Origin of the sequence: Klebsiella sp. S69, from assembly GCF_016516145.1 — a bacterium.
In the GTDB taxonomy this organism is placed as follows: Bacteria; Pseudomonadota; Gammaproteobacteria; order Enterobacterales; family Enterobacteriaceae; genus Klebsiella; species Klebsiella oxytoca.
This window is the reverse complement of the sequence record NZ_JACVUU010000043.1, coordinates 1-11,843: the sequence shown is the minus strand read 5'-3', so window position 1 is coordinate 11,843 and position 11,843 is coordinate 1. Positions and strand designations below refer to the sequence as shown.

Sequence of the window (11,843 nt, the reverse complement as noted above, 5' to 3'; positions counted from 1 at the left end):
CTCCACATGATAAGAAAAGGGCAATATCAGCATCCGGCAGGTGACGGAATGTCATCTGCAGAACAAATTTATCTGTTAGCTGCCTGAAAAATCAGCAGGATACATTTTGCTGACATGATACGCTAATGCGACAGAGCCTACGTATGACGGTGGTGGCATGGATGACGGATGGCTGGCCGCTATATGAATCACGCCTGAAGGGGAAGCTTCAAAGCGTTATACGCAAAGAATTGAGCGGCATAATCTGAATCTGAGGCAGCATCTGACCCGACTGGGCAGGAATTCACTGTAGTTCTCAAAATCGGTGGAACTGCATGACAAAGTCATCGGACACTGTCTGACGATAAATCATTACCAATGAATTGGAGTCATTTCCGTGATTTTAGATAAAATCAAACTTCGCAACAGTGTCACAAAATCTTAATGCGATAGCCCCCTACCGCAACCGGTTGTATAGCGTCAGCGACGGTTTCTCGAAAAAAAGTTGTTGATAATCGGAGGCAAACTGCCCCAGATGCCAGAATCCCCACTGCATGGCGGCATCTTTGACCGTTGTGCTCTGCGACCACGGGCTAATTAACTCCCGACGCACTGCGTTGAGCCGAATACGTTTCAGCCACGCGTTCGGGCCAATCCCTAAAATGGCGTGAAAAGCGTTTTGTAGCGTACGACGGCTGACGTGTAGCTGATTACATAAGTCGAGGATGGTTAAAGGTTCCGACATATTCTCAAGCACATACTCTCGTGCCCTGAACAGCAGTCGCCGATAGCTCTGATAGCTGATGCTATCGGCGGTAACCATCGGCAGCGCATCCTCCAGCATCGTCCCAATCGCCACCAGTAAATTATCGCCCAACACTTTGCGCACTGCGGGTTGATGGAGGTTTTCCGGGTTCTCGCTAAAAGTCGACAGCGCATGCTGAACGAAGCCCCATATCGCCGCTTTGTGCTGTGCTTTCACCTCCAGTGCCGACTGGTTACGCAACATATGCAGCACTCTTTCCGGATGATGCAGGGAGTCGCCCTGGCGGGAAATCACATCTTCCGAGATAACCACACCAAGAATAGTGTAATCATCGGGTGTACTGAGTTCAAACTCCGTGCCTCCGGTCCGCGTAGCTATTCCCGTGCGCCCAATGCCCTGCGAACCGATAAACCCCTTTTCGCCACTAGTTGCCGGAATGCCGAACCAAAAAGAATTAGGCCACACCATGCAGGATTGACGCAGCGCCAGGCCAGTATATTCGCGAAAAACTTGAATATCATCGAGCAGTATTTCGGTGAATTCACCGTAGAATTTCCCAGGATTAAGCTGATCGTAAATCTGCTGCCACGCGGTAATGCTCAGTGCATGTTCATAAACATCGGTGGTACGACGATGGTGGACGTTGTCCACCTCCACCATCGGCGTCAATTTAACGTTTTCAGGTAATACTTCATGATATAGATGGTGCAGGTTTGCATGGTTTTTCTTTTTCATAATCTTTTAAGCCGGTAGTTCTTTCTCGTTTCCGGCATCTCCGACAAGTTAATCTTTTAATAGATGTCGACTACTGTGTTTTCACAACGCTCTGGAAATGAGTCGCATAAGTAATCATCACGGCGCGGTATTTTGCACATTAGACATATATCATACTGTTTTATAAAATACCCTTACCTTCTTTATAGGTAAACGTCAATAGGATTATGTCACATTAATGGCAAAGGGGCGGCAGAAGTAGCACTGTCTGTTTTTCAGGCAACCAACAGATAAACTTGTTCTGCCGATGACAACTCATCCCTTTGCGGATGCTGATACCTCCCTTTGCGTATCATGTGGATTAACTCAATACCGGCCCGTATCGTCTGCGACCGGCGAAATGACTTAAATCCCAGCATCAGCTTTATCCGGCGTTTGATATTTCGGTGGTCCTGCTCAACCTAAATGGCTGCTCCTAATACTGCTACACTTTTGCCAAACCATGTCTGCCTCCGGGAAACGGACTGGCTGTTGTCATAAAATGATGAACCTTTTTCAGCAGTTGCCACATCGAGCGGCACTGATGGCTTCGAGTTATCGTGTCGTGTAGCGCCAGCCACAACCGCTCAACGTGGTTTACCCACGGCGAATATACAGGCTGATATATCACGATGAACTTCGGGTTGGCTTTCAGCCAGTGCTGCGTTTCATGGCTTTTATGAATGATGTAGTTATCCACGATTAGCGTGATGGTCTTAGCACGCCGGTAGCTCGCCCTCAGGTGCTTTAGCAGACTGATAAACAATGTCGAACTTTTGCTGCTGCTGCCGACATAACTCGCCCGCCCGATGCTGCAGTTCAGCGCACCGGGAAGGTAGTATTTTTCATTCTGGCCGGGTGTGATCACTCGCTTCTGTTGACCACGCATTTGCCAGTCAGCCCCGATTTTGGGGTTCAGATGGATATCCACTTTATCTTCGTAAAAGACCGGATGATCTGCGCAACTGCGTGCCAGTGCCGCATTTATCGCTGCCATTTTTTCCTGACGATGCGGGTCACGGATAAACTGAACCGCCCCGGTTTTCCGGGAGAGTTTTTAGTCCGGCAACTCAGGCTGCCATAACCTTGTTTCCCGTGGAAGCGTAATATGCCTGTTCTGCTTCCGCTGGCGGGATATGACCCAGCCTTTCCAGCAGACGGCGATTGTTATACCAGTCCACCCACGTCAGCGTGGCAAGCTCCACTTCAGCACGGTTTTTCCAGCTCTTACGATGTATCACCTCCGCTTTGTAAAGCCCGTTGATGCTCTCCGCCATCGCGTTGTCGTAGGAGTCACCCGTGCTGCCCGTTGATGCCAGCAGCTCTGCGTCCTTAAGCCGCTGCGTGTACGCCAGTGACACATACTGCGAGCCCTTATCTGAATGATGGACGGTGCCCGTCGGACGCCGGGACCCCAGCGCCTGCTCCAGCGCATCCAGCACGAACGTGGTTTCCATCGATGACGACACCCGCCAGCCCACGATACGCCCCGCGAACACGTCTATGATGAACGCCACGTACGCGAAGCCCTGCCAGGTGCTCACGTACGTGAAGTCTGCCACCCACAGCTGGTCCGGCACTTCTGCCACGAACTGGCGGTTCACCCGGTCACCTGCGGCGGCGTCTTTCCGGCTGAAGGTGGTCCGGACCTTTTTGCCCCTGCGCACCCCGGCAAAGCCCGTCGCCTTCATCAGCCGCGCCACCGTACATCTGGCCACGCGGATATTTTCCCTGAGCCGCTGGCGCCAGACCTTGCGAATGCCGTACACGCTGTTCCCGCCGGCTGCGCCTGTCCGGATGCGTGCGATGTTGCTGATGCCGGTAATATGTCGACGGGGCGATATCCAGTCCGAGGCATTCCGGTCCGACCCCGTGTTCATCGCGCAGTGTATCCACCAGAGGTGCTATTTTTTCCACAGGCGGTCGAACTCCGCCTTCGCAAAATACGCTGAGGCCTTGCGCAGGATGTCGTTGCTCCGGCGCAGCTCGTGGTTCTCCCGCTCCAGCTCTTTCAGGCGCTGGCGTTCAGCGGTGGTCAGACCGCCATCACCTGCACCGGCATCCCGCTCGTGCCGGCGCAGCCAAGCCCGCAGGGTATCGTAGGTACAGCCAATTTTGGGGGCAATGGAGAGAAGGGGCTCCCGTTCGGATTTGTATTCGCCGCGGTACTCCCGGACCATTCTGATGGCGCGCTCACGCAGCTCGGGTGAGTAACGATTTGATGACATTGTGATCTCCTTTTGACTGACAGTTTAGTCTCCAGGATTTCCGGGGCGGTTCAGTCGATACTGCGGGCCAGACCATCGATTTCCTGCTGACGGCTAAACGGGATACTGCGGCAGCGCTGCGTTTCTTTCGCAAGGCCATTCGCCGGCATGACGAACCCGAGGTCGTCACCATCGATAAAAGCGGCGCCAGTACTGCGGCTCTGGCCACGCTCAATGCCAACAAACCTGAGGAAGAAGCCATTACCATCAGGCAAAGCAAGTCTCTTAATAACCTGATTGAGCAGGATCACCGTAATATCAAACGGCGGATAAAGCTGATGACAGGTTTTAAATCTTTTCGCCGGGCGCAGACGATACTGGCCGGCATTGAAGTGCTCCACATGATAAGAAAAGGGCAATATCAGCATCCGGCAGGTGACGGAATGTCACCCGCAGAACAATTTTATCAGTTAGCTGCCTGAAAAATCAGCAGGATACATTTTGCTGTCATGCATACGCTAATGCGGCAGAGCCACCCAACAGGGCGGGAAGTCACTATCGTTCACAAAATCGGTGGAACTGCATGACAACGTCATCGGACACTATATGACGATAAATAATTACCAATAAATTGGAGTCATATCCATTTCCTCCGTTAAAAAGTAAAGGATTATTAAAATGACATAATTATTGAAAACAACCTTCCCCCAACTTAATGTATTGAGACAAAAAGACAATAAACTTTTTATTTTGCACACTTACTCTGTTATTATGAAACTCTTCACCGGGCAACATATAAAATTGGGTAGACTTTTCATCATCACCATTACATCCTTGATTTATTATAACCCTGAAATATGTATTTCCTGTATTTTTTATCAAACCTTTCTTTTCATCTATAGAAAAACTCATGCGAGATATTCTTGGTCGTACAATCAATAGCATGCTAATAGCTGTGATTGGTGTAAGATTAATATTTCGATGTGTTTCTAATAATGGGAAAAGCTGTACTGGCGCTTCTCTGAAAACTACTCTGTAGTAACGTTCTTTATCATCAGTAGGGCCTTTGTAGTAAAACTTAAAATAATCCACTTCATTTGGAGAAGCGGTGAATTTTAACGGCGACCAAAGTATTTCTTGAGAGTTACTATCAATGCGATTCTCTCCAGTTTTTCCTGGTTTATCTATTTTATATGCTGATACACTGTACAAATTAGTCTTTATTGAATTATTGGTTACGGGCCAAGAAATATATTCCTTTTCTGGTGGGACCTCATAAATTAAAGAATCAAACCAAACCGCATGTGCTAAATCGATTGAAAAAAAAACACAAACCATTGCAATAATTATATATTTCAGCATCACATATCACACCTAAACTTGTTAAAATTATAGTAAATAGAATATATATTATTTATCAACTCCTATCCAAGTGGCTGTCATTTTTATTTCTCCACTAGCACTTACAGTACCTAACCAATCATTTCCAGAGGTTGTGAACTGTGAACGAGAATCATTCATAGGGAATTTCAATTTTAATAGCGTTTCAAAATAAAAGCTATTATCAATAGCTGCATTCCAAGGAGTTTGAGTCCAAAGAGCAGAGGTCATGTCTATAGGTTGTTCAACACAACTGTTTCTACGATTTACTATTGCTCCTGATTTATCAGTCCATGAAAGATAAGCTGGTATAGGGACACTAAGAGAGCCATCAGTAGAAACAAATAAACAATAAGGCGTTCCATTAATTAAAGTGCTTTCACCAACAACTTGTGCAGTTATACTGTCGGCCTGACGGGAAGCTGATGTCGTTACACGGTATTCAAATTCAATAGGCTCAGCACTACCTATTGTTCCTGTACTCTGAGGCTTCGAGTTACCATTAGTTGGAACTATACTAATTCCGTATTCTTTAGGCACTATGTTAACTTGGTTAGAGGCAGTAAACTGATAATATCCGGATTGAGGTGTATTTGTATTTCTGAAATTAAAAGTAAATAATGTGTCTTTTCCCGTTAGATTAGCACCAGTTTGCAAAGCTTTATTAAAGAAAGAGGTTGAAAAAAACACTTCTACAAAATTATTTCCTGAAGAAAAAATATCTTGAGCTTTGGTTGAGTTTGTGTTCCAGTTAAACCAAACATTGCTAGCTCCGCTAAATTTTACATCAGTAGAACTAGGGGTGAATCCTAATTGAGCAGTATCTATTACCATGCCAAAACGTAATGAGTTGATAGATTTGTTTTCCTCTAATTTGTATGAAACCATTTTGCAAATTATTCCATTACTCCCTCCTACTATACCTGTACGACACCATGCTGTATTTTCAGTGACACTTGGTGTACCATCACTAGCCACCCATATCTCGGATAAAGATCCTGTACTTTCGAGAGATAGATGTCCAAGCTTAGTAGACGTTAAAGTATAGGTTTCCCACGAAGCTTCGTTGTCTGACAAATCCTTGCAACGTTTTCCTGATGCGAAATCATAATCATAAGATGATGAATTAGTAGCACACCAATTTATAACAAATTTTGTACTACTGCCAACACCCTGAGTTCGGAAAAATTCAAATGCCGAAGAAGAAAATAATCCATAAGGTTGATTACCATTAGCAATTGAAGCACCACTCCTTGCATGATAAAACCCTTCTTTATCTACTACAGATGCACTTAAATAACCAGATGAAGGGCAATTGCTACCATCATTTCGACATCTAAGGCCGAGAAATGGAGAATTAATAGGAGAGTTGGTTATCCACAGATCTACATATCGGTTACTTCTTGTTGTCCCAAATCCCATGTATCCAAGACTTTCTTGATTTGTCTTATATTTAGTCCAAACATTAGAACCAGAAAATCGAGGGTCAAGAGTATCAGGAGTAATGAAATATTCTTTATCTATATTATTTTCAATAAATAGGTATGAATTTGAACCGCTACGGGAATTTTCAACTGTTGCAGCGTATACATTTTGTGTGTTTAGTAGAGTGAAAAAAGAAAATAGCAAAGTCATTTTGAAATTAGTAAACATTGTAGTTATCTCCTCTAAGTGCGATTTTTGTTTGTGGTATACACTTAATATCTCCTAACCAAATAGCACCTCTAGCTTCACGAAGATCTAAGTCAGCCTCACAAACACTTCCCTTTTCATCAACAAGAGTAATGACAGGAAAACGCTTGTCAACATCCATAGCAAATTCACCTCTCTTATCAGTACGAGTTTTACCAATATGATTATGAATTTCTATACTTGAATAGATTTGCCCATTAGAGTTTAGAATCCTGCCAAAAACAGTCACTAATTGTTTAACCTCAGGGTTAATTAGCCCTATATTTCCTGGGTAAAGTACCACTTTGCTACGCCGTCCACTAACAATATCAACACTGTCTTCAGATGTTTTATCATTCATTAATTCAACCTTGTATTCTGCATAAGGAGGTAGACTAATGAAATTACTTTTTCCTGAGAGGGGATAATTAACCCCATTTATTTGAGCCAGCATTCTTCCTTTTTCTGTAAAATCGGTTTTTATCACTATGCCAGATGATTGAGAACCTTTACCCAAGTTAAAGCTTTCTTTGGTTAGACCAATACTTCCCTGAGAGTTTAGGCTAATATTAGAGTTATGGTCAGATGACCTTGTGACAGAAACAGTTCCTGCGTTATATTTAGCATCATATGATGCATAGCTATTTACGGCGAAATCTTCTGACTGATACCCGTTATTATCTTTAGCGCTATGAATTTTTTTGGAAATAGACGTTCCCACTTGCGTTATTAAACTGTCATCAAAGTTCTTTCGAATGGTTGCATTAGCTAAAACATTCCCATTTTCACTAGAAACACCTGTACTAAACCAAGCAGACAATGGAAGACTAAAATCTAGGTTTATATATTTATCTCTACGACTATCACGCTCGGAGTAATAATACCTTTGGATTCCTGTGCGCAGAGAAATGGTCGCCCAGCGGCCTGAGAAAAGGGTCTGACCATAATCAATATTGGTGTACTTACTACCATTATATTTATCATCCGTCCTACTGATTGAAATATTTCCAAGCCAAGGACTAAATCGATTCAGGTTCGAATTTGCACCTATAGATAAATAGTCGCCTTTTCTCAGTGGAAGATTATTACCAATATGGCTTAATTGCCGTGACCCCCAAAAACTTCCATAACCACCAGGTATAGAGAAATTCAGTGTGCTTATGCTTTGCCAACTACTATCACTCGCGAATAGAGCCTGTTGATTTAAGCTTACACTGTCGTTAAAAACAACATTTACTTCACTTTCATTCACTCCATTATTATCAAAGCCATATACTGTTGATTTTAGATTAACACCAGAAAACCATGGTTTTGAAGTTCCAATAGCCCCACCAGCGATCCATGTATCTTTTGTTCCTTTATTTACATTTCGTTTTCGCCTATAGTCCATTTTATCATATTCTAAGGCTCCAGAGAAGAATTGCCATGATATGTTATCAATTACACTAGAGTCTCTAGAAAACGTTTTGTTGATCTGAGCTACACGTGAACTTACAACTTTCCCATTTACGACAACATCTACATCAACACTGTAGATTCCAAAAGGTAACTTTGAAGTATCAATTTCATAGCTACCCATAGAAAAGTCCTGAATACTCAATAATCGTCCTTCACGAATAACATGAACTTGACCTGCTGCGGGTAAAAAAACGGTAATAGGTATCAATGTCAGTGTGTTATCTTCGATAAAAGTACTGCTTTTGTTACCATAGCTTACACCATAGATGCGACTTGAATTGAGCGCGCTCATACTAGCGATAGATTGTAGATTCCATGTATCTACCATACCAAGAGCTAATCTATTACCTTGATAGTCACGTTCGTACATTGCTCTATACAATTCACTGTTTTTGTTAGATGTACCAATACCATATATTGTACCATTTATATTAAAATGATGTTCTCGTACTGAGGTTGTATTGTCTAATGTTACGTAGCTACTACCATTATTTGAGTTATTATATTTATTATAGTAGCTACCTATACTATAGTTGAGAATGCTAGATACATGTTCTACCGTCGACTCACCTAATATATTGGTGCGTGGAAGGATAGATGCCTCCATAGCGCTTTTTTTAACCACCAACTCTAAGTACAAAGAGTTCACCTCAAGACGGATCGATGCATCATTATTTATGTAGAGTCTATTATTTTCGTTGAGCACAGCATCGTGTAAATCTTCAAGTGGCTTTTTGGTTTTTGATGTAAGTTCTATCCGGTCTGGAAGATCATCTAAGCTTATGCTATTTATTAAAAATTTTTCATTACGAACTGATATTGTTGCTTCAGCAATCTTCTGATTACTCCTATTAGAATTTACTTGGCCGTCATAACGAATAAATACAGGGATAGTCATTCCCTCTTGCAATGCTTTTGCGAATACAGCCGGAATGACATAATTATTAACACGAACAGGTATTGCTGAATTCGTGGCAAAGGATTGATGCGAAACAATAATAAAACCAATCGTGAAAAGATTTTTAATATAATTAGGCTTATCCATAACATATCTCTAGTTAGCATTAATAAACTGTTCACCATGCCAAATACCAATGCGTGTTCTTGAATTTGTAAGATCAGTATATTTTATTTTTACAGTAACACCGGGTTTGACATAATATCGCTCGCGACACCCATGCCCTAGATCCTTAGTCTTGTCCCTGCAAGGGCCATAGGATACGACTCGAAAAGTTGAATTGCCTGTGTTTGTAATATTCTCGCCATAACGCTTGAAATCAAAATGCTCTTCACGTGGTGCAACCACAAGAATTGTACTAATTATGGCCGAAGTGGTTGCTTGACCAACTTTATTACTCTTCAGTTTATCAAATTCTGTAACTGGCTCATCTGTCCATGAAAGTCGGTAGTAACGCTCTATGTTATCTTTCGTTCCTTTATAAAAAAAGCGAAAGTTATCCTTGCTATTTCCCGGCAAAATTAAACTAGCAGGAGTGGAAAGTAACTCTGATTTACTCTCCATAGGAATTGTAACACCTTCGGCCATAGGAGAAGAAATTCTCTCTATATTAACACTAATATATCTTGCTGTATCAGTGTTGTTTATTATTTCTTTAGAAATGCTATGTTTATTCGGCGGCATCATTGATGTTACCTCTCCTACATTTATAGCACTTACAGAAAAAGAGAATGTTGTTTGCAAAAAAAACAATAATAAATATTTCTTCTTCATATATATCCTCTTGTGAGAGTAAACCGTAAAATCTATTAAGAATGATCTAGCCAGCGTATTTTTGATTTAATTCTGATTAAGCTTAAAAGAAACTTCTTTATCTTCAACAAAGGAGGTTATCCCTCCTTTGTTGGTCACATAAGAAATATTCTGATTAGATGGTCCAAACGGCATTAAACTGCACTTTTACATCGCCGCTCCAATAACCATCTGCGAGTTCTGAAAACTCTACATCGTCTCCATCTTTAGCTGAATCGATGGTAAAGGTAAAATTTCCTTGAGTAGAAGTACGACCTGATTCACCGTAAGCTGATGCCACTGCTAGTGCATCCAAGCCCGCCGAAACATTTTCACCAACATCGACCAAAGTTATAGGGTTGGTAGTGTTTAATTTTTTACCATTCCAATCAACACCGACACTTAGTGTAGAGTCATCTGTAGTACGAGATAACGTGTTAGTGACGACCTGTGAGGTTAATGTGAAATCAGTTGCACCAGCTTGACCTTCAATTGTTATATCAAAGGCTCCACTTTGGCTGTTGAAAGCTTTAATGCCTTCAGCATACTTAAAGCTTAACGACTTCAGTGGCGTAACAACTAATGCACTTTTTGTATCCTTAGTAGCCGAAGCATCCCAAGTAGCAGTCGCTGATGCCGTCACAGTTTCTGCTGCCACATTAGCACAGATAAACGCCGCAGCAACACAGCTAGCTAAAGCAATCTTTTTCATCTTAAATTTCCTTGATTGAGTTAATTCGATTTCAATGAAATAATGCCTACCATTTCCATTTGTTCTAGCCTGCTATTAAATAATTTATTCGCCCTCCCATTTTAGCCCTCAATATAGATTTAATTGCATATACTCTTTTTTCTTTCATATCTAATTTTAAAGCAATGCTTTTTACCGAAAAACCCGAAACGATTAAATTTAAAACTTTTAACTCTAGAAGACTCAGCGCTTTCCTTTTTTTCTCTATATATCTTCTACCATGGAATGCATATCTAATTTTTTTGAAGATAACAATATGTGAGTCATCGGAATAAATAACACCTTTTATGTTTGAAAGCATGTCATTCCAATAACTAGCTAATGCCTCCATCCTTTTATCTGCTATCAGTATAACTTGACAATCTTTAGTAGCTATACTACATATCCAATCATTCTTAGAGAGAAGCTTTAGATTGTAGCTGGAAAAATCGACAAATATAAATCCATTTGACAGTGCATTATGCTGCTCATCTTCAACTAAGGAGAGAATTCCTTGTTTGAAAAAATAGTTACTATCAGGCCAAACTAAGTTTTCCTTCAAGAAACGCTTAGAGTTTACTGTGCAAGACGAATTCTCCTCGCATCGTTCACTTTTAGAATAAGCATGTCCTTTATTCTGCATTGTCAATTAGCCCTCCAGTAATCTCTAACCATCCCTGCTAATTAGTTTTATATTAGAATTTAGGATTTGACAACTTTGATTTTCTCGCTAATACGAGAGCCCATTCCATTTATTAATCATACAAAAAAACACTTTACCCCACCTCATTTGACAAAATATGGATGTATTTCAGTTCCCTACAAACAAATTTCCCGCTTATTATTAAACATGCACCTTAGGATTAACCTTTATAGTAATAAGATTTTTTCCTCATAATGCTTCATTTTTTTTTTCACTAACAAAAATGAGCCATAAAAACGCATACAAACCTTTACAAAAGCATTGGTTGAAAGCCATCAAAACCATTAGATTATGCAACAAAGATTAAACATAAACTCATTTTATAACAAAAAACCAACACCGCTTTTGAATCTGTTAGTAACAAATATCATGGGTTTGTTTCTAGGAGTTTTGTGGGCTCTGTCGCATTAGCGTATGCATGTCAGCAAAATGTGTGCTGCTGATTT

7 protein-coding genes, 7 pseudogenes and 1 other annotated feature are annotated in these 11,843 nt (G+C 41.6%); of the genes and pseudogenes, 4 read left to right on the top strand and 10 right to left on the bottom strand.

The window, feature by feature from the left end; all coding sequences use genetic code 11:
* Together IAE27_RS28585 and IAE27_RS28580 are read left to right on the top strand one after the other, a co-directional pair.
* Positions 1 to 87, top strand: a pseudogene (locus IAE27_RS28585) (IS6 family transposase); the annotation flags it as partial.
* Positions 88 to 149: 62 nt separating this feature from the next.
* Positions 150 to 361 (top strand): annotated as a pseudogene (locus IAE27_RS28580) (IS1 family transposase); the annotation flags it as partial.
* Positions 362 to 436: 75 nt separating this feature from the next.
* Here IAE27_RS28580 and eutR read toward each other — a convergent pair.
* The 4 genes and pseudogenes from eutR to IAE27_RS28560 all read right to left on the bottom strand — a co-directional run bounded on the left by eutR (position 437) and on the right by IAE27_RS28560 (position 3,726).
* Positions 437 to 1,480, bottom strand: coding sequence for an HTH-type transcriptional regulator EutR (gene eutR / locus IAE27_RS28575; protein ID WP_200093298.1), 1,044 nt, complete (start codon positions 1,478 to 1,480; stop codon positions 437 to 439).
* 254 nt (positions 1,481 to 1,734) lie between these two features.
* Positions 1,735 to 1,920: pseudogene (locus IAE27_RS28570) on the bottom strand (DDE-type integrase/transposase/recombinase); the annotation flags it as partial.
* A gap of 23 nt (positions 1,921 to 1,943) precedes the next feature.
* Positions 1,944 to 2,525 (bottom strand): annotated as a pseudogene (locus IAE27_RS28565) (IS630 family transposase); the annotation flags it as partial.
* Between the two features lie 43 nt (positions 2,526 to 2,568).
* Positions 2,569 to 3,726: pseudogene (locus IAE27_RS28560) on the bottom strand (IS3 family transposase).
* Positions 3,332 to 3,448, bottom strand: a sequence feature (AL1L pseudoknot). (Overlaps the previous pseudogene by 117 nt.)
* Before the next feature lie 50 nt (positions 3,727 to 3,776).
* Between IAE27_RS28560 and IAE27_RS28555 the strand changes: the two are divergent.
* Positions 3,777 to 4,187: pseudogene (locus IAE27_RS28555) on the top strand (IS6 family transposase); the annotation flags it as partial.
* Between the two features lie 61 nt (positions 4,188 to 4,248).
* Positions 4,249 to 4,335, top strand: a pseudogene (locus IAE27_RS28550) (IS1 family transposase); the annotation flags it as partial.
* Between the two features lie 57 nt (positions 4,336 to 4,392).
* On the opposite strand, the gene IAE27_RS28545 reads toward IAE27_RS28550, so the two are convergent.
* The 6 genes from IAE27_RS28545 to IAE27_RS28520 form a co-directional block, all read right to left on the bottom strand.
* Positions 4,393 to 5,067: a molecular chaperone gene (locus tag IAE27_RS28545; protein WP_227685330.1), complete on the bottom strand. Its 675-nt coding sequence runs from the start codon at positions 5,065 to 5,067 to the stop codon at positions 4,393 to 4,395.
* A 48-nt stretch (positions 5,068 to 5,115) separates the two neighbouring features.
* Positions 5,116 to 6,738, bottom strand: a complete 1,623-nt coding sequence (locus IAE27_RS28540) for a fimbrial protein (RefSeq protein ID WP_200093297.1) — start codon at positions 6,736 to 6,738, stop codon at positions 5,116 to 5,118.
* Positions 6,728 to 9,259, bottom strand: a complete 2,532-nt coding sequence (locus IAE27_RS28535; protein WP_200093296.1) for a TcfC E-set like domain-containing protein — start codon at positions 9,257 to 9,259, stop codon at positions 6,728 to 6,730. Before IAE27_RS28535 ends, IAE27_RS28540 begins: the two co-directional genes overlap by 11 nt.
* A 9-nt stretch (positions 9,260 to 9,268) precedes the next feature.
* Positions 9,269 to 9,946 (bottom strand): hypothetical protein, encoded by a 678-nt coding sequence (locus tag IAE27_RS28530; RefSeq protein ID WP_200093295.1) that lies wholly within the window; start codon positions 9,944 to 9,946, stop codon positions 9,269 to 9,271.
* Positions 9,947 to 10,100: 154 nt separating this feature from the next.
* A complete protein-coding gene (ecpA, locus tag IAE27_RS28525) occupies positions 10,101 to 10,676 on the bottom strand; it encodes a common pilus major fimbrillin subunit EcpA (protein WP_200093294.1) in 576 nt (191 codons plus the stop codon).
* 64 nt (positions 10,677 to 10,740) lie between these two features.
* Positions 10,741 to 11,343 (bottom strand): helix-turn-helix transcriptional regulator, encoded by a 603-nt coding sequence (locus tag IAE27_RS28520; RefSeq protein ID WP_200093293.1) that lies wholly within the window; start codon positions 11,341 to 11,343, stop codon positions 10,741 to 10,743.
* Between the last annotated feature and the right edge of the window lie 500 nt (positions 11,344 to 11,843).

What these genes read in the sequence shown, in the direction of transcription:
- eutR (WP_200093298.1), bottom strand. Translation starts at nt 1,480, where the DNA reads ATGAAAAAGAAAAACCATGCAAACCTGCACCATCTATATCATGAAGTA.
- IAE27_RS28545 (WP_227685330.1), bottom strand. Translation starts at nt 5,067, where the DNA reads ATGCTGAAATATATAATTATTGCAATGGTTTGTGTTTTTTTTTCAATC.
- IAE27_RS28540 (WP_200093297.1), bottom strand. Translation starts at nt 6,738, where the DNA reads ATGTTTACTAATTTCAAAATGACTTTGCTATTTTCTTTTTTCACTCTA.
- IAE27_RS28535 (WP_200093296.1), bottom strand. Translation starts at nt 9,259, where the DNA reads ATGGATAAGCCTAATTATATTAAAAATCTTTTCACGATTGGTTTTATT.
- IAE27_RS28530 (WP_200093295.1), bottom strand. Translation starts at nt 9,946, where the DNA reads ATGAAGAAGAAATATTTATTATTGTTTTTTTTGCAAACAACATTCTCT.
- ecpA (WP_200093294.1), bottom strand. Translation starts at nt 10,676, where the DNA reads ATGAAAAAGATTGCTTTAGCTAGCTGTGTTGCTGCGGCGTTTATCTGT.